Annotated in this window: 23 protein-coding genes and 1 riboswitch; of the genes, 6 read left to right on the top strand and 17 right to left on the bottom strand. The window is 59.9% G+C overall.

Annotated features, from left to right (window positions below):
• Positions 1 to 25 precede the first annotated feature (25 nt).
• Both HHJ18_RS20180 and ybeY read left to right on the top strand, forming a co-directional pair.
• Positions 26 to 1063 carry a PhoH family protein gene (locus tag HHJ18_RS20180; RefSeq protein WP_296918216.1) on the top strand — a complete coding sequence of 346 codons (1038 nt, stop codon included), beginning with the start codon at positions 26 to 28 and terminating at the stop codon, positions 1061 to 1063.
• Positions 1053 to 1508 carry an rRNA maturation RNase YbeY gene (gene ybeY, locus HHJ18_RS20175; RefSeq protein WP_296918213.1) on the top strand — a complete coding sequence of 152 codons (456 nt, stop codon included), beginning with the start codon at positions 1053 to 1055 and terminating at the stop codon, positions 1506 to 1508. Before HHJ18_RS20180 ends, ybeY begins: the two co-directional genes overlap by 11 nt.
• Before the next feature lie 79 nt (positions 1509 to 1587).
• Here ybeY and dtd read toward each other — a convergent pair whose 3' ends face one another.
• The 3 genes from dtd to tyrS all read right to left on the bottom strand — a co-directional run bounded on the left by dtd (position 1588) and on the right by tyrS (position 4297).
• Entirely contained in the window at positions 1588 to 2061 is a 474-nt protein-coding gene (gene dtd / locus HHJ18_RS20170; RefSeq protein ID WP_296918211.1) for a D-aminoacyl-tRNA deacylase, read from the bottom strand.
• Positions 2062 to 2086: 25 nt separating this feature from the next.
• Positions 2087 to 3001, bottom strand: a complete 915-nt coding sequence (locus HHJ18_RS20165; RefSeq protein WP_296918209.1) for a cation diffusion facilitator family transporter — start codon at positions 2999 to 3001, stop codon at positions 2087 to 2089.
• A gap of 63 nt (positions 3002 to 3064) precedes the next feature.
• Positions 3065 to 4297: a tyrosine--tRNA ligase gene (gene tyrS / locus HHJ18_RS20160; RefSeq protein WP_296918207.1), complete on the bottom strand. Its 1233-nt coding sequence runs from the start codon at positions 4295 to 4297 to the stop codon at positions 3065 to 3067.
• Positions 4298 to 4534: 237 nt separating this feature from the next.
• Between tyrS and HHJ18_RS20155 the strand changes: the two genes are divergently transcribed.
• Both HHJ18_RS20155 and HHJ18_RS20150 read left to right on the top strand, forming a co-directional pair.
• On the top strand, positions 4535 to 5914 hold the full coding sequence (locus tag HHJ18_RS20155) for a M23 family metallopeptidase (RefSeq protein ID WP_296918301.1): 1380 nt from the start codon (positions 4535 to 4537) through the stop codon (positions 5912 to 5914).
• 49 nt (positions 5915 to 5963) lie between these two features.
• On the top strand, positions 5964 to 7106 hold the full coding sequence (locus tag HHJ18_RS20150; protein WP_296918205.1) for an anhydro-N-acetylmuramic acid kinase: 1143 nt from the start codon (positions 5964 to 5966) through the stop codon (positions 7104 to 7106).
• A gap of 69 nt (positions 7107 to 7175) precedes the next feature.
• Here the strand turns inward: HHJ18_RS20150 and erpA are convergent, their stop codons facing one another.
• The 3 genes from erpA to HHJ18_RS20135 all read right to left on the bottom strand — a co-directional run bounded on the left by erpA (position 7176) and on the right by HHJ18_RS20135 (position 8837).
• Positions 7176 to 7541: an iron-sulfur cluster insertion protein ErpA gene (gene erpA / locus HHJ18_RS20145; RefSeq protein ID WP_296918203.1), complete on the bottom strand. Its 366-nt coding sequence runs from the start codon at positions 7539 to 7541 to the stop codon at positions 7176 to 7178.
• A gap of 129 nt (positions 7542 to 7670) precedes the next feature.
• Positions 7671 to 8069 (bottom strand): polymer-forming cytoskeletal protein, encoded by a 399-nt coding sequence (locus HHJ18_RS20140; RefSeq protein WP_296918202.1) that lies wholly within the window; start codon positions 8067 to 8069, stop codon positions 7671 to 7673.
• A gap of 60 nt (positions 8070 to 8129) precedes the next feature.
• Complete coding sequence (locus tag HHJ18_RS20135; RefSeq protein ID WP_296918200.1) at positions 8130 to 8837, bottom strand: DUF6776 family protein; 708 nt, start codon at positions 8835 to 8837, stop codon at positions 8130 to 8132.
• Positions 8838 to 8877: 40 nt separating this feature from the next.
• Here HHJ18_RS20135 and HHJ18_RS20130 point away from each other — a divergent pair, with 40 nt between their 5' ends.
• A complete protein-coding gene (locus HHJ18_RS20130) occupies positions 8878 to 9027 on the top strand; it encodes a hypothetical protein (protein WP_296918198.1) in 150 nt (49 codons plus the stop codon).
• Here HHJ18_RS20130 and rpsI read toward each other — a convergent pair.
• Both rpsI and rplM read right to left on the bottom strand, forming a co-directional pair.
• A complete protein-coding gene (rpsI, locus tag HHJ18_RS20125) occupies positions 9024 to 9416 on the bottom strand; it encodes a 30S ribosomal protein S9 (protein ID WP_296918196.1) in 393 nt (130 codons plus the stop codon). The two genes, HHJ18_RS20130 and rpsI, sit on opposite strands and share 4 nt — an antisense overlap.
• The gene (gene rplM / locus HHJ18_RS20120; protein WP_296918194.1) at positions 9413 to 9880 is read right to left on the bottom strand and encodes a 50S ribosomal protein L13; all 468 of its coding nucleotides are present in this window, start codon (positions 9878 to 9880) and stop codon (positions 9413 to 9415) included. Before rplM ends, rpsI begins: the two co-directional genes overlap by 4 nt.
• Positions 9881 to 10154: 274 nt before the next feature.
• Here rplM and rlmJ point away from each other — a divergent pair, with 274 nt between their 5' ends.
• A complete protein-coding gene (gene rlmJ, locus HHJ18_RS20115; RefSeq protein WP_296918192.1) occupies positions 10155 to 11168 on the top strand; it encodes a 23S rRNA (adenine(2030)-N(6))-methyltransferase RlmJ in 1014 nt (337 codons plus the stop codon).
• Positions 11169 to 11323: 155 nt separating this feature from the next.
• Here rlmJ and HHJ18_RS20110 read toward each other — a convergent pair whose 3' ends face one another.
• The 9 genes from HHJ18_RS20110 to HHJ18_RS20070 all read right to left on the bottom strand — a co-directional run bounded on the left by HHJ18_RS20110 (position 11324) and on the right by HHJ18_RS20070 (position 21021).
• Entirely contained in the window at positions 11324 to 12355 is a 1032-nt protein-coding gene (locus HHJ18_RS20110; protein ID WP_296918190.1) for a cytochrome d ubiquinol oxidase subunit II, read from the bottom strand.
• A complete protein-coding gene (locus HHJ18_RS20105; protein WP_296918188.1) occupies positions 12348 to 13835 on the bottom strand; it encodes a cytochrome ubiquinol oxidase subunit I in 1488 nt (495 codons plus the stop codon). Before HHJ18_RS20105 ends, HHJ18_RS20110 begins: the two co-directional genes overlap by 8 nt.
• A 2-nt stretch (positions 13836 to 13837) precedes the next feature.
• A complete protein-coding gene (locus HHJ18_RS20100; RefSeq protein WP_296918186.1) occupies positions 13838 to 14470 on the bottom strand; it encodes a GbsR/MarR family transcriptional regulator in 633 nt (210 codons plus the stop codon).
• 160 nt (positions 14471 to 14630) lie between these two features.
• Entirely contained in the window at positions 14631 to 15239 is a 609-nt protein-coding gene (locus HHJ18_RS20095) for a septal ring lytic transglycosylase RlpA family protein (protein WP_296918184.1), read from the bottom strand.
• Positions 15236 to 16066 (bottom strand): methylenetetrahydrofolate reductase [NAD(P)H], encoded by an 831-nt coding sequence (gene metF, locus HHJ18_RS20090; RefSeq protein WP_296918183.1) that lies wholly within the window; start codon positions 16064 to 16066, stop codon positions 15236 to 15238. The genes HHJ18_RS20095 and metF overlap by 4 nt, the downstream gene beginning before the upstream one ends.
• Before the next feature lie 8 nt (positions 16067 to 16074).
• Complete coding sequence (locus HHJ18_RS20085; RefSeq protein ID WP_296918181.1) at positions 16075 to 17115, bottom strand: TlyA family RNA methyltransferase; 1041 nt, start codon at positions 17113 to 17115, stop codon at positions 16075 to 16077.
• A 102-nt stretch (positions 17116 to 17217) separates the two neighbouring features.
• Positions 17218 to 18654 (bottom strand): adenosylhomocysteinase, encoded by a 1437-nt coding sequence (gene ahcY / locus HHJ18_RS20080; RefSeq protein WP_296918179.1) that lies wholly within the window; start codon positions 18652 to 18654, stop codon positions 17218 to 17220.
• Between the two features lie 104 nt (positions 18655 to 18758).
• Positions 18759 to 18833, bottom strand: a riboswitch (S-adenosyl-L-homocysteine riboswitch).
• 124 nt (positions 18834 to 18957) lie between these two features.
• Positions 18958 to 19608, bottom strand: coding sequence for a response regulator transcription factor (locus tag HHJ18_RS20075; protein WP_296918177.1), 651 nt, complete (start codon positions 19606 to 19608; stop codon positions 18958 to 18960).
• Positions 19609 to 19611: 3 nt separating this feature from the next.
• Positions 19612 to 21021: a sensor histidine kinase gene (locus tag HHJ18_RS20070; protein ID WP_296918175.1), complete on the bottom strand. Its 1410-nt coding sequence runs from the start codon at positions 21019 to 21021 to the stop codon at positions 19612 to 19614.
• Positions 21022 to 21209: the final 188 nt, after the last annotated feature.

Genomic DNA, 21209 nt, shown 5'->3' with positions numbered 1-21209 from the left:
CCCTTTTTTCAGGAAAACCCACGCCTTGATTCTTCGCCACACCTTCACGCCACCGAACAATACCCGCATGGGCCATTTGTGCGGTCCCATGGACGCCCACATCCGCACCATAGAGGCGGGTCTGCAGGTGACGATTGCTCACCGCTTTGAGCAGTTCAAGATCGATGGCGCCAGGCTGCGGGCGCAGCAGGCGCTGGAGGTGCTGCAGGCGCTGTACGAAATTGCCCAGCGGCCGATTGAGCCGGAGACCGTGCAGCTGATGCTGGCCGGCGACACCGCGTTGGGTGTGGCGCCCGATGGGCAGGCGACGCTGTCAACGCGCCGCGCCGACCTGCGCGCGCGAACCGTCAAGCAGGGGGTCTACCTTGAAAACATCGCGACGCACGACATCACTTTTGGCATTGGCCCGGCCGGCACCGGCAAGACCTATTTGGCGGTGGCCTGCGCGGTTGATGCGTTGGAGCGCAGCACGGTGCAGCGCATCGTGCTGACGCGCCCGGCGGTTGAGGCGGGCGAACGCCTGGGCTTTTTGCCGGGCGACATGGCGCAAAAGGTCGACCCGTATTTGCGCCCGCTGTATGACGCGCTGCACGAGCTGATGGGCTTTGAGCGCGTGCAAAAAGCTTTTGAGCGCCAGCAGATCGAGATTGCGCCGCTCGCCTTCATGCGCGGGCGCACACTGAACCACGCGTTTGTCATCCTCGACGAGGCGCAAAACACCACGCCCGAGCAGATGAAGATGTTTTTGACACGCATCGGCTTTGGCAGCAAGGCGGTGGTGACGGGCGACGTGAGTCAGGTCGATTTGCCGCGCACGCAACTCAGCGGGCTGATCGATGCCGAACGCGTGCTGAGGCGCGTGCAGGGTATTGCGATTACCCGGCTGACCAGTCTTGATGTGGTGCGCCATCCGCTGGTGGCACGCATTGTGGACGCCTATGACAAGACCCCCAGCAGCCGTGACGATGCCGCTGCTGGCGCCGCCGCGGGTACCGACGATGCTATTGATTTAGTAGCTACCCGCGCCCGCAAAACAAGCGCCAGGAGCCGAAATGGCTCTTAATCACTTGAGTTTATCGCTGCAGTTTGGCGCCTTCCCAGATGCGGCGCTGCACCGCGCCGCGCTGCCGCGCCACAGCGTGACGCGCTGGATACGTCACGCGCTAGCGCAGGACGCCGAGATCACGGTGCGTATCGTCGGTGCCGAAGAAGGACAGACCCTGAACCGCGACTACCGCCAGAAAGACTACGCCACCAATGTGCTGACCTTTGACTACACCCAGGAGCCGCTAGTCACGGCCGACCTGGTGCTGTGCGCGCCGGTGGTGGAGCGCGAAGCCAAAGAGAACAAAAAGACGCTGCAAGCCCACTACGCCCACCTGCTGGTGCACGGCACGCTGCACGCGCAGGGTTACGACCATGAAACCGGCGAGCAGGACGCTCAAACCATGGAAGCGCTGGAGGTCAAGCTGCTGGCCGGCTTGGGCTTCGACAACCCATACCAATGATTATTTAGGCTTTAAATAGGCCTCTAGCCCAATAAGGACGGGCGCAAGCAGCTATCAAATAAATAGCAATCCAAAACTGTCAAAGTGCCGGATCTATATGCAAGGGGATGGTCACCGGCCCGTCGTTGACCAGATGAATCTGCATGTCGGCGGCAAACTGCCCGGTTTGCACCTGCGCATGAGCCGCCCGCGCCTGCGCCACGAAGTAGTCGTAGAGGCGGCGCCCCACATCCGGCGGCGCGGCGCCGGTGAAGCTGGGCCGGTTGCCGCCCGAGACATCGGCGGCCAGCGTGAACTGGCTCACGATGAGCAGCCCGCCCTTCAATCCATTCATGCCCTGGCCGTCCAGGTCCTGCACGCTGCGGTTCATCTTGCCAGCCGCATCGGGAAAAATGCGCAGCTTGAGGATTTTGGCCAGCAGTTTGTCGGCCTGTGCCTCGCTGTCGCCGCGCTCGGCGCACAGCAACACCAGCAGCCCCGGACCGATGGCGCCCACGGTCTGGCCGGCAATGGCGACGCGCGCCTCAAGAACGCGCTGCAGCAGCGCTTTCATGGGCCTTTCCTCGCTGAAGCCGCCATCAGATCAGGTCGGACGCGTCATCAAAGTGGGTCTCCACATCGTTGGGCAGTAGCTGGATGGTGGCGCGCAGGCCCGGCACAGCGCTCATCAGCGCCTGCTCCACGCTGGCGCGCAGGGCAGCCGCGCGCCCGAGCGACCAGCTGGGCGGCATGTGCATGTGCAAGTCGACAAAACGGCGCTGGCCGGCGCGTCGCGTGCTGACGTGGTCAAAGCGGATGGTGGCGTGCGAGAAGCCGTCCAGCGTCTGGTTGATCTGCGCCAGCACCTCGGGCTCGGCGGCCTCGTCCATCAGGCCCTGGGAAGATCGCCACATCAGGTGAATGCCGTGCCACAAAATGTTGAGCGCCACGCCGATGGCCACCAGCGCGTCCAGCCACAGCCAGCCGGTCAGCGCCACGGCGCCAATGCCGATAACGACACCCGCCGAGGTCCAGACATCGGTGACCAGATGTTTCGCATCGGCCTCCAGCGCAATCGAGCGGTGCTCCCGTGCCGCATGAAACATGACCCAGGCCAGCAGCCCGTTGAGGGCAGAGCTGAGCACCGCGAGCAGCAGACCCCAGCCCACCTGTTGCAGCGGTTGCGGATCAAAAACCCGGTGGCCGGCCGCCCAGATGATGGCCAGCGCAGCCACGATGATCAGCGCGCCCTCAAAGCCGGACGAGAAATACTCGGCCTTGTGGTGGCCATAGGGATGATCGTCATCGGCGGGGCGCAGCGCGATCGTGACCATGGCCAGCCCGAAAATGGCGCTGGCCAGATTGACAAAGGATTCCATCGCATCGGACAGCAGCCCGACCGAGTCGGTGATGTACCAGGCGGTGGTTTTGAGGGCGATGGTGATCAAGGCCACGACCACGGAGACGCGCAGCAGGCGCTGCGGCGTCAGGAATTGCAAGGTCGGTAAGTTCATTCGGGCATTGTCAATGATGCGGCCGGGCGCTTGCAGCCGGGCGCCGGCTGACCAGCCGTCCCATCAACTGAGCGTGACCTGCGCGAATTTGCGCTTGCCAACCTGCAGCACGTAAATCCCGGCGCCCAGTTTGAGCGCCTTGTCGCTGACCACGCTGGAGTCAACCCGCACGCCGCCGCCTTCGATCAGGCGGGTAGCCTCGCTGCCCGAAGGCGCCAGCCCGGCCGCCTTGAGCAAGGCGCCAATGCCCATGGGCGCGCCCGCCACGCTGACTTGATCAATCTCGTCGGGCACGCCGCCTTGGCTGCGCTTGATGAAATCCTGCTCGGCCGAATCAGCGGCTGCGCTGGAGTGAAAACGCGCCGTGATCTCTTTGGCCAGCGCCACCTTGGCGTCTTTCGGGTTGCGGCCCGCATCGACTTCGGCTGTCAGTGCCGCAATATCCGCCTCGCTTTTGAACGACAGCAGCGTGTACCACTTCCACATCAGCACGTCGGAAATCGACAGCACTTTGGCGAACATGCTGTTGGCGTCCTCGGAAATGCCGATGTAGTTGTTCTTGCTCTTGGACATCTTTTCCACGCCGTCCAGCCCTTCGAGCAGCGGCATGGTCAAAATGCACTGCGGCTCCTGGCCGTGCTCGGACTGCAGGTGCCGGCCAACCAGCAGGTTGAACTTCTGGTCGGTTCCGCCCAGCTCCAGATCGCTTTTGAGCGCCACCGAGTCGTAGCCTTGCAGCAGCGGGTAGAGAAACTCGTGAATGCTGATGGACTGTCCGTTTTTGTAACGTTTGTTAAAGTCTTCGCGTTCCATCATGCGCGCCACGTTGTACTTGGCTGCCAGCTGTATCATGCCGCGCGCGCCCAGCGGGTCGCACCACTCGCTGTTGTAGCGAATTTCGGTTTTGGCCGGGTCCAGCACCAGACTGGCCTGCTTGTAATAGGTTTGCGCGTTGGCCTCGATCTGCTCGCGCGTCAAAGCCGGGCGCGTGCTGTTGCGCCCCGATGGGTCGCCAATCAGGGTGGTGAAGTCGCCGATCAGGAAGATCACGCTGTGGCCCAAATCCTGCAGCTGGCGCATTTTGTTCAGCACCACCGTGTGGCCGATATGAATGTCGGGCGCGGTCGGATCCAGCCCCAGTTTGATGCGCAGTGGCACGCCCGTGGCCTCGCTGCGCGCCAGTTTTTTGACCCATTCGTCCTGCGGGATTAGCTCGTCGCAGCCGCGCAGCGACACCGCGAGGGCATTCTTTACACGGTCAGTGACCGGAAATTTTGTAACGAGCTCTTGATTCATAAGGGTTTTTCACATGTCAGGGTATCGTCCGACAGATATACTGGGCGCTTCACTGCATCGGCCGGCCATTTTAGTAGGCCCGCCACTGGTCAAGTTGCAGCGAAAGTTTTTTGAGTCCGGTAATCCCGCCCTCCCGGCCAGTCAAGGGGCGGTTGCCGACGTCCATTGATGTTTTATACAGCAGTCCGGCGCGCCCACGCGGCCCGATGCGCTTTAGTTGGGAATTTCGTTTTGCCCCTGCCCGTCCCCTCCCGCTTGCTGTCTCTCCCTTCCCATCTGCTGCTAGGCATTGCCGGCAGCCTGCGCCGCCACCCACAACGCGTCGCCGCCAGCTTGGCAGCGCTGTTGCTGGGAACTGGCGTGACAGCCTTTGGCGTCGCGCCGCTGGCACCCGATGCCGCTGATTTGCCGGTGCGCCAGGTGCTGGAGGCGGTGCAGCCGCTGCCCATGCAGCCGCAGACCGACGCACTCAGCGATTTCCGCTTCAACCTGTTCCGCACTGAAAGCACGCGCAGCAGCGACAGCGCCGACGCCCTGCTCAAACGCCTGAACCTCAACGATGCGGCGGCCGCAACTTATCTGCGCAAAGATCCCAACGCCCAGCTGATCCTGGCAGGCCGGCCGGGCAAGACCGTGACAGTCGAAGCCAGTGACAGCCAGCAGCTGCTCAAGCTCAGCATGCGCTGGCCCAGCGACGACGAAACGCGCTTCAACCGCCTGGTGATCGAGCGTAGCGCCAGCGGCTTCAGTTCACGCATTGAAACCGCGCCCTACACGCGCTCGGCCCGACTAGCCAGCGGCAGCATCGAGACTTCGCTTTTTGCCGCGACCGACGAGGCCCGCATCCCCGATGGCGTGGGCGTGCAGATCGCCGAAATTTTCTCGGGCGATATCGATTTTCGCCGCGCGCTGCGCAAGGGCGACCGCTTTAACGTGGTTTATGAAACGCTGGAAGCCGATGGCGAAGCGCTGCGCACCGCACGCGTGCTGTCGGCCGAATTCGTCAACGCCGGCAAGAGCTATCAGGCTATGTGGTTTCAGCCGGAAGGCCAGGACGCCGCGGGTGCGCCCAACAAGGGCGGCTATTACACGCTGGACGGCCAAAGCCTGCGCCGCGCCTACCTGAGCTCTCCGGTGGAGTTCTCGCGCATCAGCAGTGGCTTTTCCATGCGCTTTCACCCCATTCTGCAAAAGTGGCGTGCCCATTTAGGCACCGATTTTGCCGCCACCACCGGCACGCCGGCGCGCACCATTGGCGACGGCGTGGTGTCTTTTGCCGGGGTGCAGAACGGCTATGGCAACGTGGTCTTCATCAAGCACCGCGACAACCACGAAACGGTGTACGCGCACCTGAGCAAGGTCTCGGTACAAAACGGCCAGAGCGTAAGCCAAGGCCAGACCATTGGCCTAGTCGGTTCTAGCGGCTGGGCCACCGGCCCGCACTTGCATTTCGAAGTTCGCGTCAACGGCACGCAGCAAGACCCGATGACCATGGCCAAGCAAAGCAACACCATTCCGGTGGCAGCTACCGCCCTGCCTCAGTTCAGGCAGCTGGCCAGCGGCGTCAAAAACCAGCTGCAGGCCGCAGCCACCATCAGCCAGACCCGCGCCGAATAAGTCCAGCGCCGGCTCCGGCGTTGCGAGCGCCTTGCGGCAAAATATCCGCATGTCCGACTACTACATTGGCCTGATGTCAGGCACCTCGCTTGACGGCGCAGATGGCGTGCTGGTAGATTTTTCTGAGCCCCGACTGCGGGTAGTGGCCGCTGCCACTGAGCCCTTTACCGACACCTTGCGCGCCGAGTTGCTGGCGCTCAATTCACCCACCGACAATGAACTGCACCGTGCCGCGCTTGCCGGCAACCAGTTGGCCGCGCTGTATGCCCGTGTCGTCAGCGCCCTGCGGGAGCAGGCCGCCAGGCGGGGAATAACGACGAACCAAATTCAGGCCATAGGCGCGCACGGGCAGACGGTCAGGCACCAGCCCGAGCGCGTATCTGGCGAGCCTGCAGGCGTCGGTTACACGCTGCAGCTGGGCAACCCCGCCCTGCTGGCCGAGCTCACCGACATTGACGTAGTGGCCGATTTCCGCAGTCGCGATGTGGCGGCTGGCGGCCAGGGCGCACCGCTGGTGCCGGCCTTCCACCTAGGCGTTTTCAGCCGTGCCGCCAGTGCCGTGGCCGTGCTGAACCTGGGCGGCATTTCCAACCTGAGCCTTTTACCTCCCAAGGGCAGTTTCGCGCCTGTGTTGGGCTTCGACTGCGGACCGGGCAATGCGCTGATGGATGCCTGGTGCCAACAGCACACCGGCCAGCCCTTTGATGCGGGAGGCGCCTGGGCGGCCAGCGGCAAGCTAATTCGGCCACTGCTGGCCAGCCTGCTGAGCGACGCTTATTTTTCCAAAACACCACCCAAAAGCACCGGCAGGGATCTTTTCAGCCTGACGTGGCTGGCAGCGAAACTGGCGCCCTTCGCCACCGAGCGCCCCCAGGATATTCAGAATACATTGACTGAATTCACCGCCAGCGCATGCACAACGGGCATCAACAGCTATGGAAAAAATAGCAAAGAGTTAATCGTGTGCGGCGGCGGAGCGTTCAACCAGCACCTCATGCAGCGTCTGCAAGCGGGCCTGCCAGGCCTTCGCGTCAGCAGTTCAGAGCAGCACGGCTTGCCGCCCTTGCAGGTGGAAGCGGCAGCTTTTGCCTGGCTGGCGCGCCGAGCCGTCAGGCGCGAGCCCGGCAATCTGGCCAGCGTAACGGGTGCTGCCGGGCCGCGCGTGCTGGGCGCCCTCTACCCGGCTCGATAGCCCTGCCAGTACCAGCCGCCAAGCAAAAAGCCGCCGGAAAAGGCGGCTTTTTGAAATGAATCGGAAAAATCAGGAGGAGAAGCTGGAGCCGCAGCCGCAGGTACTGGTGGCGTTGGGGTTCTTGATGACGAACTGTGCGCCTTCGAGATCGTCTTTGTAGTCGATCTCTGCGCCGACCAGATACTGGTAGCTCATCGCGTCAATCAGTAGGGACACGCCATTTTTGGTCATGGTGGTGTCGTCTTCATTGGTGATCTCGTCAAAAGTGAAGCCATACTGGAAGCCAGAGCAACCGCCACCTTGCACAAAAACACGCAGCTTCAGGTCCGGGTTGCCTTCTTCGGCAATCAGCTCGGCCACTTTGGACGCTGCACTGTCGGTGAAGACAAAAGGGGCTGGCATTTCAGCGGGAATAGTTTCTAGAACTGCACTCATGGGGAACTCCAATACTTAAGGTCTGACAAGGCCTGGTTCATAAATACTACAGCAAATTGATCAACCATTGCGGGCACGCGTATTAAAACCAACAGTTGCTCACCGGCGTTCGCGGCTCTGCTGCTACCCTCAATTGTTGGTCGCCAGCTTAAGCACCGGCTTTTCTTCCACTTCCTGGTGAGCAGTAGACCGTAGTTGTCCAAATATGACGGCACCCTGGTGCATTTCAAGCGCCTTGTAAGCAACATCTCCCTCAATTTTGGCTTTGGGCTGGAGTTCCAGCAATTCAGACGCGTGAACCGGACCGCGCACATGCCCGTTGATGATGACGTGATCGGCATGAATCAGCCCGGTCACGGTGGCGAATTCGCTGATCACAAGAATGCTGGGACTGCCTTCTTTTGCGCGAATCTCACCAATCACCGTGCCATCGACGCGCAGACCGTCAGAAAACTTCAGATTGCCTTCGATAGCCGTGCCCTCGGCAATCAGGCTTTTGATAGGGGGCTGCTTTTTTTTTCCAAACATGGACTAGTTCCTGTGAACGGGAAATATGGGTTGGGGGTTTTGGGGCGGAAGACCGCGCGACTAGAACTTGAAGGTTTGCACGGAACGCACTACGGCGCCTTCCATGACCTTGGCGGTAACTGTTTTTACCACGGCTTGCGGGGGCAAATCGAGGACACCTTCAACCCGGCGATATTGTTTGAATTGCAGCAGCTGTGGCCCGCCGGGGAGGCTCATGGACCAGGGATTGCCGCCCTGCGTGCCGTGCAGCGTCAGGTCCAGCTTGCCATTGAAAGTCGGGGCGTTTTTGACAGGCAGTATGACCAGCACCTGCCACTTCAGCTGGGTTTCTGACAACACTTCAGCCTGCAGGCTGCGTATGGTGGCCACTTCCGTGCTGCTGGCGGGCAGCAGGCGCTCAAAAAAGCCGAGATCGTCGCGCAGGCTGCGATTGTCCGATTCGAGTTGCTTGATCTGGCTCAGCAATTTTTCAAATGTCACCTTGTCAGCGGTTTGCAGGCTGCCCGGGGTAGTAACAACGGACTGCGCCTTGTCGCGCTCCGAACGCAGATTGGCCACCTCTTGCCGCAGTTGGCTCAGCTCTTGTTTGGCGACACTGTCCAGGCCCGCAATCTCCTTGCCAAACTCGAAAGCCCACAAGGCAACGGCGGCGGAAAACCCCAGCATCAGGGCGCCGGCAATCCAGCGCAAAGGCCACGGCAACGAGTTGCGCACCGACATGCGCGGGGAACTGATGGTCAGACGACGGCGAAACAGGCGAAATTTCAAAACAGGTCTTGCAGTTTTCGGTTGGAGAGAATCATTGTGCATGCAGACGCAGCAACTGCTCGCCCCAGCCTTTGTAAACCACGACCAGGAATTTTGCATTTCGACGCCTCATGCCGGTAGCAAAAAATCCATGAAAAAAGCCGCCAGGCGCAAACCTTGGCGGCTTTTTGCTGACAGCAAAACAGATTAACGCTTGCTGAACTGCTTGCGACGGCGCGCTGAACGGAAACCGACTTTCTTACGTTCGACTTCACGGGCATCGCGCGTGACGAAACCGGCCTGGCTCAGGGCCGGCTTAAGGGTTGCATCGTAGTCAATCAGCGCACGGGTAATGCCGTGGCGGATCGCGCCAGCCTGGCCGGACTCGCCGCCGCCGTGAACATTGACCATGATGTCAAAGGTCTCGACGTGGTTGGTCAAAAACAGCGGCTGGCGGCAAATCATGATCGAGGTTTGACGGCCAAAGAACACCTGCACGTCACGCTCGTTGATCGTGATCTTGCCGGTGCCTTTTTTCATAAACACGCGGGCGACGCTGGATTTGCGACGGCCGGTGCCATTGTTCCAATCACCAATCATTTGGCCGACTCCCGTTGTGCGTTCGCTGACATGCCTGCAATCTCAAGCACTTTAGGCTGTTGGGCGGTGTGCGGGTGCTCTGCACCACCATACACCTTGAGTTTCTTGATCATGGCGTAACCAAGCGGGCCTTTGGGCAGCATGCCCTTGACAGCTTTTTCCAGGGCGCGGCCAGGAAATTTGGTCTGCATGTCGCGGAAATTGGTAGCTGTGATGCCGCCTGGATAACCGGAATGACGGTAATAAATCTTGTCGGTCGATTTGGCACCGGTCACACGCAGCTGGGCTGCGTTGATGATGACGATGAAGTCACCGGTGTCGACGTGAGGCGTATAAATGGCCTTGTGTTTGCCGCGCAAACGGAGAGCAACTTCGCTGGCTACTCGTCCGAGGACCTTGTCGGTCGCGTCAATCACAAACCACTCGTGCGTCACGTCAGCGGGTTTGGCGCTGAAGGTTTTCATGAGTTTCTCTTTTTCAAAAGGGTTTGGCGGGTTCCACGTGAGCCCGCGAACGTTGGGTTCTACTCCACGGTCGGCGTTCTTCTGATGAGAACCTCTTAGGTGGTGATTGCCTGCTGGCGCCTTATGGACAAGTCATGGACAAGTCCTGAAGGTGCTTTAAGGCAACTCTGCCGCGGAACCACATGTGCGCTGCAGAGCCTTGGATTATATGAAGAATCAAGCGCTTACGTCAATTTTTCGGGGCTTTTGCGTTGCATGAAGGTACGATAGCGCCATGTTTTCCTACCGCCACGCCTTTCATGCCGGCAACCACGCCGACGTGCTCAAGCACACCACGCTGATTGCGTTGATGAAATATTTGACCCAGAAAGACACGGCGCTGACCGTGATCGACACCCACGCGGGTGCGGGCCTGTACCGGCTCGATGGCGACTACACCGAAACCAGTGGCGAAGCGCAGGAAGGTGTCTTCAAGCTGTTTTCGGAGCATAAAAGCCCTTTAGCCCAAGCGCAACGGGCGCAAGCAGCTACTAAAAACATAGCAGAGCCTGCCCCGGCCCCGGCCAAGCCAGCGCGCGCTGCCGCAGCCAAGCCCGCCACCGCATGGGTGCCGGCCTTGCAAGACTACCTCGAGTTGCTGCGCGGGCTGAACCCCCAGTTTGCCCAGACCGGCGACGTGGCGCAGCTGAAAATCTACCCGGGCTCGCCCTTTATCGAGCAGAAATTCCTGAGCGGGCGTGACAAGCTCAAGCTGTTTGAGCTGCATCCAACCGATTTCAAGTCGCTTTCCGGCAATATCGAGCAGCTCGGCGTTGGCCGCCGGGTGACGGTCGCTCGCGAAGACGGGTTTGACGCCCTGAAGACCTTTTTGCCGCCACCGGTCCGGCGCGCCATGGTGCTGTGCGACCCGAGCTATGAAATGAAGACCGACTACGCCCGTGTGGCGGCGTGCATGGTCGATGCCGTGAAGCGCTTTGCAACCGGCACCTACGTGGTCTGGTACCCCATCATTCCGCGGCCAGAAGCGCACGACTTGCCGCGCAAACTGAAGACGCTGGCCGTCAAGGCCGGGCGCAGTTGGCTGAATGCCACGTTAACGGTGAAATCCAGCAAACTGACCACCGATACGGCGGGTGAGGTGGTTCGCCCCGGCCTGCCGGCCAGCGGCATGTTCATCATCAATCCGCCGCACACGCTCAAAGCCGAACTGCAGGCGGCTTTGCCGCAAATGGTCGCGCTGCTCGGGCAAGACCGCAATGCCGGCTTCACGCTGGACCATGGCGGCTGAACGCCGGGCTTGCGAAGATGGACTCAAACAAAGCTCCGGCTGACGTTTTTTAAAGATATACCTCTTACTTGAATAAAAGCATCAAATAAGCGTTTAGCCCAATCAGCACGGGCGTTAGAAGCTATCTTTTTAATAGCATCACTGTCACCCGCACTCTAATACTTCAGCGCCGTGCTCTTGCCCCAGAACACACGGTAAGAAAATACGGTGTAGCCCACGATCATGGGCAGCACCACTCCGGCTCCCAGCAGAATCACGCCCATCGCCTCGGGTGCGGTAGCAGCTTGCCAGATCGTGATCCGCTCAATCACCAGCCACGGAAACAGGCTGTAGGCCAGCCCATAAAACGCCAGCAAAAACACGCCCACAGTGGCGCCAAACGGTACCCAGGCGCCGTATTCGTTGCCCTGGGCCAGCCGCACCGGCAAGCGCTGCAGACTTCTGAAAATCACCGCAAACAGCGCCGCCGTGGCCACCGGTATAGGCAACAAAAGGACAATGTTGGGAAACGAAAACCATTTGGCAAAAATGCTGGGGCTGACCAGCGGCGTGGCGATCGAGATGGCGGCAATGCCCGCGATGGTGAACAGCAGGCTGATTCTGGCCCAACGCACCGCCTGCAATTGCAGCGCGCCCTCACACTTGATGATGAGCCAGCCGGCACCGAGCAAACAGTAGGCAGCCACCAGGGCCAGCCCGATTACCGCATTGAAAACTAGGGTCCAGGCGTTGCTCGCAAAGCCGGTGATCAGCGAGCCCAGCATATAGCCTTGACTCCAGCTGGCCAGCAGCGAGCCGGCATGGAAGGCCCGGTTCCACAGGGGCTTGCGCGCCGCGCGCGCCTTGACACGAAAGTCAAAGGCGACGCCGCGCAGCGTCAGCCCGATCAGCATCAGGGCCACCGGCAGATACAGGGCGCCCAAAATCACGCCGTGGGCTAACGGAAACACCGTGAGCAAGATGCCGACACCCAACACCAGCCAGGTTTCGTTGGCGTCCCAGAATGGGCCAATGCTGGCAATCATGGCGTCCTTGTCGTCATCGCTGGCGCGCTGCATCAACACACCGACGCCGAGGTCGTAGCCGTCCAGGATGACATAGGCCAGCATGGCCAAACCCATGACCACAAGAAACACAATCGGCATCCAGCCGGCGGCTTGGGTCAAGTCAGGGGCCAGGTCAAGCATGGGCGGCGCCTTCCTTTCCGGGATAATTGATTACATTTGGCGACGCTTGCAGCGCGCCGCCGAAGGGCTGGTCGGAATGACTGCTATGCCGCGCTAGATAAAACACCACGGAGATGTAAGCGGCTATGAGCGCCGCGTAGAGCGCGAGATACAAAACCAGCGTAACGGCGATTTTGGGTGCTACCACCTCGGAAGCAGCGTCCGCTGCAGTCAGCACACCGGACACCAGCCAGGGCTGGCGGCCGATCTCGGTGACGTACCAGCCGGCAATCAGCGCCACCCAGCCGGCAAACGTCATTGCCACCAGCACGCGGGCCTGCCATCGCTTCAGCTCGCGTGCAGGGGCCACGGCCGCCAGCGCCGGGCCGCCCCAAGCAAGGCCAGCCCCGTCGGGGGGCAGCGAAGTACGCGAAGCGGCCAGCGTGGGGGCGTCTTTCCTCCACGGCGCCAACTGCCAGGCGCTGGCCCAACTCACGGCCAGCATCAACAGCCCCATGCCGACCATCAGGCGAAAGGCCCAGAATACCGGCGCCACCGGTGGATGCTTTCCGACAAAATCGTTCAAGCCCTTGACCTCACCATCAAGGCTGTGGGTCAGGTACAGCGAAGCCAGCTTGGGGATCGCAATTTGATAGCGGTTCTCGCGCGTCTGGCTGTCAGGCAAGGCGAACAGCACGGCGGGCGCGCCCTTTTGAGTTTCCCAAATGCCTTCCATGGCGGCCAACTTGGCCGGCTGGTGCTCCAAGGTGTTGATGCCGTGGAAGTCGCCCGCAACGATTTGCAGCGGGATTAATACGGCAGCCAGGTAAATACCGGTTTTTAGACTTGCCATCACTTCCGCACCGCGCTCCTGGCGCAACCAGCGGTAGGCCGAGATGCCCGCGATTAGAAAGGCCACGGTCAGGCCCGAGGCCAGCAGCATGTGCGTCAGGCGATAGGGAAATGAGGGATTGAAGATGACTTCAAACCAGCTCGTGACGTGGGCCTGGCCGTTGACCATTTCAAAGCCGGCGGGAGTGTGCATCCACGAGTTCAGCGCCAGAATCCAGAAAGCAGACAAAGTGGTTCCACCGGCCACCAGCAGCGTGGCCACGGTGTGCATGGTTTCGCTGACGCGCGCGCGCCCGAACAGCATCACGCCCAGCATGGTGGCTTCCAGAAAAAAGGCCGTGAGCACTTCATAGGCCAGCAGCGGCCCCGCGATGTTTCCGACTTTTTGCATGAAGCCTGGCCAGTTGGTGCCAAACTGAAAACTCATGGTGATGCCGCTGACCACACCCAGTGCAAAAGTCAACGCAAAAATCTTCACCCAGAACTGGTAGGCGTCCATCCAGTGCGGCTGCCCGGTTTTGACAAAACGCAGCTTGAAAAACAGCAGCACCCAAGCCAGTGAAATGCTGATGGTCGGGAACAAAATGTGGAATGTCATGTTGGCCGCGAATTGAATTCTGGCCAGTTGGAAGGCATCAAGTCCGTCCATAGTCAACTCCTGTCCGCATCGGGAAGCTGAGCAGATTGTGCGGCTTCATCGCCTGGCAAATCAAGTGCCGAGCGGCCTGTCAATCCAGCCCTGACGGAACGCGCCACTTTGCCTTTGGCCTCCAACAACTTCTGCACCTTGGCCCCCATCTTCATCAGGCTGACCAGCGTGGTCGAATCCATTTTCTGCACATCGGCGAGCCAGCCGGTCATCAGTTCGACCAGGTCGTGCATCTGTCGCATGCGGGCTTGGGCATGAATATCGTCCCCCTCCGCAGACTGGTCCAGCAGCGCATCGCGCAGCATCGAGAGCGTCGGGTCGATCTCGCGCTTGCGTCGCTCTTCGGCCAGCGTGCGGAAGATCATCCACACATCGTCGGGCGCCTGAAAGTACTCGCGTCTGTCATTGGGCAAGTGTTGCAGCCGCACCAGATTCCACGACTGCAGCTCTTTCAAGCCCATGCTGACGTTGGAACGCGAGAACCCCAGCGCTTCGCCAATGTCGTCGGCATTCAGGGCGCGCGGCGATACGTAAAGCAGCGCATAAATCTGCCCCACCGTGCGGTTGATGCCCCATCGGCTACCCATTTCGCCAAAGTGAAGGACAAAACGCTTGGTCAGGGGGGCAAGGTTCATGATCTGGATTACTCAAATTTCAGGAATGACTGAAATTTTAATAATCCCTCAGGCTGACGTCGGCAATTTGGAACTTGACCCATACGTGGTGAGGGTCAAAAACAACTGGCAACCGGGCAAAGACCGGGGTGCCCGCCTTACGCGGGAAAAACCCGAAGAATCAGCGGAGACGCGGGGAGGGAGAGCGCCGCAACGCGCGGCGCGATTTCTTGACCGGCAGAGCTGGCGCCAGCTCCAGAGACATGGCTTCGGGCACCAACAACAGCACATCTTTCACGCCGTCCTCCATCATGCCCAAAACCTGCGCGGCGGCCTTGCTCACGTCGATAACACGGCCTTTGACAAACGGGCCGCGGTCATTGATACGCACATCAACTTCCCGCCCGGTCATTACGCTGCGCACCCGCACCAGCGTGCCAAAAGGCAGTGTCTTGTGCGCTGCCGTCAGCGCATACATATCGTGGCGCTCACCGCTGGCTGTGCGACGGCCATGAAAACGCGGCCCGTACCAGGAGGCCTGGCCACGCTCCAATTCCCTGGCTGCGTCACCGGTCAGCTGATATTTATCAGCAACAACCGGAGGCGACGCGGGATCGGCTGGCGTGCCTCCCTGCTCGGTCTGGCCCAGTGGCTTGACTGCGGGCGCGGCCGGGCTGGTTACGGATGGGAAATGCGGTGCAGTCAGCGTCGTGCAGGCGCCCAGCACTGCCAGCAAACCTGCGACGACACAGCGCTTGACGACGCCCGGAGGCATCCATTCAAAGATCAAACTGGCTGCAGACGGCGCAGAATTTCTGCCGTCGCCGCGCTCTGGTTCATCGTATAAAAATGCAGGCCAGGCACACCGGCCGTGCAAAGCTGGTCGCACAAAGCGGTAATCACATCTAGGCCAAAGCTCTTGATGGAGTCCGTGTCATCGCCAAAGCCCTGCAGGCGCAAACGAATCCAGCGCGGAATTTCAGCACCGCAGGCATCGCTAAAACGCATCAGCTGCGTCGAGCTGGTAATCGGCATAATACCTGGCACCACCGGCTCATCGACGCCCAGCCGGCGTGCGTCATCGACAAAACGGAAATAGGCATCTGCATTGAAAAAATACTGCGTGATGGCCGAATTGGCACCTGCCTTGACCTTGGCGGCAAAGGCCTGAAGATCGGCCGCTGCCGATTTGGCCTGCGGGTGGATTTCCGGGTAGGCCGCCACTTCAATGTGAAAGGCATCGCCAGTTTCGGCGCGAATAAACGCCACCAGATCACTGGCGTAATGGAACTCGCCGCCCATGCCGTAGCCGCTGGGCAAATCACCACGCAGCGCCACCAGACGTCTGACACCCATGGCCCGCAAGGCCGCCAGTTGCTCGCGCACCGTGGTCTTGCTGGCGCCGACGCATGAGAAGTGGCTGGCAGCATCCACCTCTTCGGCCAGAATTTCGCCGACGGTGCCAAAGGTGCCTTCCTGGGTTGAGCCGCCGGCGCCGAAGGTTACCGAGCAGAATTCGGGCTTGAACCCATACAGGTCCTGGCGCGTCAGCCGCAGCTTGGCCGCGCCTTCGGGCGTCTTGGGAGGAAAAAATTCAAAACTGACGGCAACAGTCATCACAAGCCTTAATCGTTCGACGCGTCTTCATCGGATTTACTGTCGCGCCGCTTGCCTCGCGCCGGCCCGTGCTGGCCCGCATGCGCAGCTTCCGGGTCAGCATGCGGCTGGTGCAATTCCCGCGACTCGCGCAGCACGCTGCGCGGCAGCCGCTTGGCTGCTTTTCTTTGCGGCGCGGCGGCCAGCGGCTGGTCTTCGCCGATGCGCTCGTGACCTTTTTTCGCGTGGATGAAAAACTCGCGGTTGCCATCGCCGCCGGCGATCGGCGACTCCAGCCACGCCAACACCTGCAGCCCCAGCCCGGTGCAACACTCGCGCAAGCGCTTTTCAATGGATTCGAAGAGTGCGGCATCACGCACAATGCCGCCCTTGCCGACCTGACCGGGCTGCAGCTCGAACTGCGGCTTGACCAGCATCAACAGGTGGCCATCAGCCTTGAGCAAGCGCACCACGGCGGGCAGCACCAGCGTCAGGGAAATGAAAGACAGATCCCCTGTCAGGAAATCAAATACCGGCTTAAATTCGAGTTTATTGTCGGCGTCGTCGACTTCTGCGTCCTCGTCGAATTGATCATCCATATCGTCCCCGGCATGCAGGGCACGGCGGTAATGTTCGACCAGATCATCGGCGCTGAGCGAGCGCGCATTGACGCCTTCAATGCACACGACGCGCGGATCAATGCGTAGACTGTCATGCAACTGGCCATGGCCCACGTCCACGCCTACCACCTGCGCCGCGCCGTGCTGCAGTAGGCAGTCGGTAAAGCCGCCAGTCGACTGGCCAATATCAAGGCAACGCAAATCCTTCACCTGCAGGCCGCTACTGGTCAAAGCTCCTTCGAGCTTCAGGCCACCGCGCGAAATGTATTTGGCTTCGCTGGTATCGAGCAATTGCAACTCGGCTGCGTCAGGCACCTCGTCACCATTCTTGGCCACCTTCTTCCAGGCGCCCTCCTCCACTCGCCACTGCGCGCCCGAAGCAATCAGGCGCTGCGCCTGCGAGCGGGTGGTGGCAAAGCCGTGTTCAACCAAAAATAAGTCAGCGCGCATGAAAGCAGTCTCTTAATAAATTTGCCAGCCTCTAAATCAGGCATATCAGGCACGCTTTACATCTTGCTCTTTCCCCTCGGTGGGGAAAGAGCAAGGCAAAACTCAATAACGGTAAGTGTTGGCTTTGTAAGGACCCGCCTTGGACACGCCAATGTAGGCCGCCTGCTCGTCGCTCAGTTCGGTCAGCATCGCGCCAACTTTCTTCAGGTGCAAACGTGCCACTTTTTCATCGAGGTGCTTGGGCAGCACATAAACTTTGCCGACTTCGTAATCAGCCTGCTTGGTGAACAGCTCAATCTGCGCAATCGTCTGGTTGGCAAAGCTGGACGACATCACGAAGCTAGGGTGGCCGGTGCCGCAACCCAGGTTCACCAGGCGGCCCTTGGCCAACAAGATGATGCGCTTGCCGTCCGGAAAGATCACATGGTCGACCTGCGGCTTGATCTCTTCCCACTTGCACTTTTCAAGCGAAACCACGTCAATTTCATTGTCGAAGTGACCGATGTTGCAGACGATGGCCTGGTCTTTCATGGCCTCCATGTGCGCGTAGCTGATGACGTTTTTGTTGCCTGTGGCGGACACAAAAATATCGCACTTGTCGGCGGCGTATTCCATGGTCACGACCTTGTAGCCTTCCATCGCGGCCTGCAGCGCATTGATCGGGTCGATCTCGGTGACCCATACCTGGGCGCTCAATGCGCGCAGCGCCTGGGCAGAACCTTTGCCGACATCGCCGTAGCCGGCGACGCAGGCGACCTTGCCGGCAATCATCACGTCAGTGGCGCGCTTGATCGCATCGACCAGCGATTCGCGGCAGCCGTACAAGTTGTCGAACTTGGACTTGGTCACCGAATCGTTCACGTTGATGGCGCGCAGGGCCAGCGTGCCTTTGACCGCCATTTCATTGAGGCGCAGCACGCCGGTGGTGGTTTCCTCGGTCACGCCGACAATGTTTTTCAGGCGGCGGCTGTACCAGCTGCCGTCTTGCGCCAGCTTGGCCTTGATGGCGTTGAACAGGCAAATTTCTTCTTCGCTACCAGGCTTCGAGATCAGACTGGCGTCGGTTTCGGCCTGCGTGCCCAGGTGCATCAGCAGCGTGGCATCGCCGCCGTCATCCAGGATCATGTTCGGGCCTTCTTCGGGTGTTCCTTTTGCGCCGCTGAATTCGAAGATGCGGTGGGTGTAGTCCCAGTAATCGGCCAAGGTTTCGCCCTTGATGGCGAACACCGGCGTACCTTCGGCTGCAATGGCGGCGGCGGCGTGGTCTTGCGTCGAAAAAATGTTGCACGAGGCCCAGCGCACGTCGGCGCCCAAGGCCTGCAGGGTTTCAATCAACACCCCGGTCTGGATCGTCATGTGTAGCGAGCCGGTGATGCGCGCGCCCTTGAGCGGCTGAACTTTGGCGAATTCCTGGCGAATCGCCATCAGGCCAGGCATTTCGGTTTCGGCAATTTTCAGCTCTTTGCGCCCCCAGGCGGCCAGCGAGGGATCAGCAATGATGCAGTCGGTGCTATGGACAGGTTTCAATACGGCGTTCATGGGTATCTCCAAAATCAAAAGTCAACAGGGCAAAATAGCCACAGGCAGCGCCGTCAAGTCGAAAGGGAGTGGATTGATTTCACTCACCCGACGCCAAAGGCACATGCGGGTGAGCGTGGTTGCAAAAGAAAATCCTGAGCCTAGACCACATGTTGTGGGTTGCAACGCTCCTCAGGACAGCCACTATTGTACCGAACCCGTCAAAAACGGAAAGCCCTGCAGCCGGGATCCAGTACGGCACCGTCAGTTCATGGAACTGCCCGGTCAATCGGCGCAACCGGCTCGGACAGGAGTGGTTGTGCCTTACCTGCCGGTGATAGGCGCAGCGCGCTGGGCCGCGAGCAATGCTGCCTCTACCCGACTGCGCACCTGTAACTTTTGCAAGATGTTGGTGACATAGTGCTTGATGGTTTTTTCCGACAGAAAAATGCGCTCGCCGATTTCGCGATTGGTCAAGCCGTTACCTATCAGACTCAAAATCTCCCGCTCCCGGTCGGTCAATTCCTGCAGCGGATCCGGTGCCTGGCCGCGCGTCAACGACACCAGCATCTCCGACGCGAGCGACGGCGTCACATACACCTCGCCGGCGACGGCCGAGCGCAGTACATTGGCCAGTTCTCGCGCTGCCACGCCCTTGAGCACGTAAGCGCGCGCCCCGGCCTTGAATGCGGCCAGCAGCTTATCCTTGTCTTCAGACACGGTAAGCATGACGATCACCGTGGCCGGGCAAGCAGTCGTGATTTTTTCAGCCGTAATCAGTCCACCCCATCCGGGCATGCTGATGTCAAGCAAGACAACGTCGGGCAGCAACGCACAGGCCAGCGTTAAAGCCTCCTCGCCCGAAGCGGCTTCGCCCACAATCTTCAAATCCGGCTCGGCACCGAGTGCTTGCACCACACCCTGCCGGAACAGCGGGTGGTCATCCACCACGAGAACACGAATCGCCTCAGTCATTTCTTACTCCTGCTCCAGCCCGGGGACCACCAGCGGCAGCGCCACGCGAATCGTGGTGCCCTGCCCGACTGTACTTTGCAAATCGAAGGAGCCCCCCAGAATCTCGACGCGCTCGCGCATTCCCAACAGACCCAAATGACCTTCCGGAACAATCGCTGCGGGATTAAAACCGGTGCCGCGGTCACTCACCTCAACAATCAATCGACCGTCTTCAGCCTTGGCTTCTACATGCTGCTCCGAGCCGTTCGCGTGGCGAAATCCGTTCGTCAGTGACTCCTGCAGCAATCGGTACAAGGTAATCTTGACCGAAAGCGAAGCGGGCGCCTGTCCATTCACGGTATTAAGTGCGACCGTGGCGCCAGTTTTTCGCTCATAGTCTCGAATCGCTCGCTCTGCAATCTCGCGTATGGACAGCTTGTCTATCTCCGGCAGCTGCAAGCCGGCTGAAATGGCGCGCAAGTCAGCCATTGCCGATTGCAGCGATGCGCGAATCACCCGGAACTCTTCGGTGCCTGAAAGCGGCCCGTGACTGATGCCGGGACACACCATGCAGGTTTCGCCAATCGACTCAAATTGCATCAGCGCCAAACCCATGTCCTGGCCCGGTCCGTCATGCAGGTCGGCGGAAATGCGGCGTAAAAAAACCTCATTGAGCGCCGCGGTGCGGGCGGCGGCACGGCGCACCTTGTCATGAAGCTGGTCGTTTTGAGTGACCAGTGCCGTGAGCTGTGTGACCTTGTCGTTCAGTTCGCCTTGCTGCTCGACGATGGTTTTGCTACCCCGGCGCACCAACGCAAACAACAACAGGTACATGACAGCCACCGTGGTGATCAGCATCAACCAGCTTTTCAGTTGCGCGGCCCGCGACTCCAGCGCCAACTGATCTGTCGAGTGGTAAAACTCCGCTGCCGCAATGACGGTTCCGGTACCGTCGGCACGAAGCGGTACATAAGTCTCGATCAGCTGCGACCACTTGCCCCTCTCGAACTCATTTTCGACACTCTTCAGATCGCTCATCTCCGAATGCACATCGCCCGCCAGGGCCACCTTGAGCCCCTCGTCTATCGGAAACATGCGGCCAATCAAAGCCTTGTTGTTGCTGTACAGAACGCGTCCATCACGACGCCATATCTTGAGGGAGGCAATTTTTTCGCCGAGTGGGGTATCAATGAACAGCTGGTCCAGTGCCGCACGTTCCTTGGCACTCAGATCATCAGCCGTGGCCAGGCTTTGAATATGCGGGGCAATAAAGCTGTCCACATACATGCCCGTCATGCCACCGATGCGATGGGCCACGCTATTGGTGATTTGCGTCGCCACCCAGAAACCGATCAACAGCATGCCAATCAGCAAAACGGGAAAGCTGGCGATCAGGAACTGCCTCGACAGGCTTCGGGTGAGGAACGCAGACATATTGGATCCTGGTTTCAATTCATTTCAAAGGTATCTTTTTGATAGAAAGTTTAGCGGTTGGCGCCAAAATTGCTACGTCCAAGTCTAGCGATTACAGCTAAAAAGAACAGGGACCATGGTCTGATTTTTCCGCGACCAAGCGAGCACGAAAATCGCGACTGATGATCGTAGTTTCGATCATCCGACCT

Source organism: Polaromonas sp. (assembly GCF_012927455.1).
GTDB lineage: Bacteria > Pseudomonadota > Gammaproteobacteria > Burkholderiales > Burkholderiaceae_C > Polaromonas.
This window is presented reverse-complemented; position numbering and strand designations above follow the sequence as displayed.

Excerpts from the sequence above, each read along its gene's own strand:
- ybeY (WP_296918213.1), top strand. The coding sequence starts at position 1,053 with ATGGCTCTTAATCACTTGAGTTTATCGCTGCAGTTTGGCGCCTTCCCA.
- dtd (WP_296918211.1), bottom strand. The coding sequence starts at position 2,061 with ATGAAAGCGCTGCTGCAGCGCGTTCTTGAGGCGCGCGTCGCCATTGCC.
- HHJ18_RS20165 (WP_296918209.1), bottom strand. The coding sequence starts at position 3,001 with ATGAACTTACCGACCTTGCAATTCCTGACGCCGCAGCGCCTGCTGCGC.
- tyrS (WP_296918207.1), bottom strand. The coding sequence starts at position 4,297 with ATGAATCAAGAGCTCGTTACAAAATTTCCGGTCACTGACCGTGTAAAG.
- HHJ18_RS20150 (WP_296918205.1), top strand. The coding sequence starts at position 5,964 with ATGTCCGACTACTACATTGGCCTGATGTCAGGCACCTCGCTTGACGGC.
- erpA (WP_296918203.1), bottom strand. The coding sequence starts at position 7,541 with ATGAGTGCAGTTCTAGAAACTATTCCCGCTGAAATGCCAGCCCCTTTT.
- HHJ18_RS20140 (WP_296918202.1), bottom strand. The coding sequence starts at position 8,069 with ATGTTTGGAAAAAAAAAGCAGCCCCCTATCAAAAGCCTGATTGCCGAG.
- HHJ18_RS20130 (WP_296918198.1), top strand. The coding sequence starts at position 8,878 with ATGCAGACGCAGCAACTGCTCGCCCCAGCCTTTGTAAACCACGACCAG.
- rpsI (WP_296918196.1), bottom strand. The coding sequence starts at position 9,416 with ATGATTGGTGATTGGAACAATGGCACCGGCCGTCGCAAATCCAGCGTC.
- rplM (WP_296918194.1), bottom strand. The coding sequence starts at position 9,880 with ATGAAAACCTTCAGCGCCAAACCCGCTGACGTGACGCACGAGTGGTTT.
- rlmJ (WP_296918192.1), top strand. The coding sequence starts at position 10,155 with ATGTTTTCCTACCGCCACGCCTTTCATGCCGGCAACCACGCCGACGTG.
- HHJ18_RS20110 (WP_296918190.1), bottom strand. The coding sequence starts at position 12,355 with ATGCTTGACCTGGCCCCTGACTTGACCCAAGCCGCCGGCTGGATGCCG.
- HHJ18_RS20105 (WP_296918188.1), bottom strand. The coding sequence starts at position 13,835 with ATGGACGGACTTGATGCCTTCCAACTGGCCAGAATTCAATTCGCGGCC.
- HHJ18_RS20100 (WP_296918186.1), bottom strand. The coding sequence starts at position 14,470 with ATGAACCTTGCCCCCCTGACCAAGCGTTTTGTCCTTCACTTTGGCGAA.
- metF (WP_296918183.1), bottom strand. The coding sequence starts at position 16,066 with ATGACTGTTGCCGTCAGTTTTGAATTTTTTCCTCCCAAGACGCCCGAA.
- HHJ18_RS20085 (WP_296918181.1), bottom strand. The coding sequence starts at position 17,115 with ATGCGCGCTGACTTATTTTTGGTTGAACACGGCTTTGCCACCACCCGC.
- ahcY (WP_296918179.1), bottom strand. The coding sequence starts at position 18,654 with ATGAACGCCGTATTGAAACCTGTCCATAGCACCGACTGCATCATTGCT.
- HHJ18_RS20075 (WP_296918177.1), bottom strand. The coding sequence starts at position 19,608 with ATGACTGAGGCGATTCGTGTTCTCGTGGTGGATGACCACCCGCTGTTC.
- HHJ18_RS20070 (WP_296918175.1), bottom strand. The coding sequence starts at position 21,021 with ATGTCTGCGTTCCTCACCCGAAGCCTGTCGAGGCAGTTCCTGATCGCC.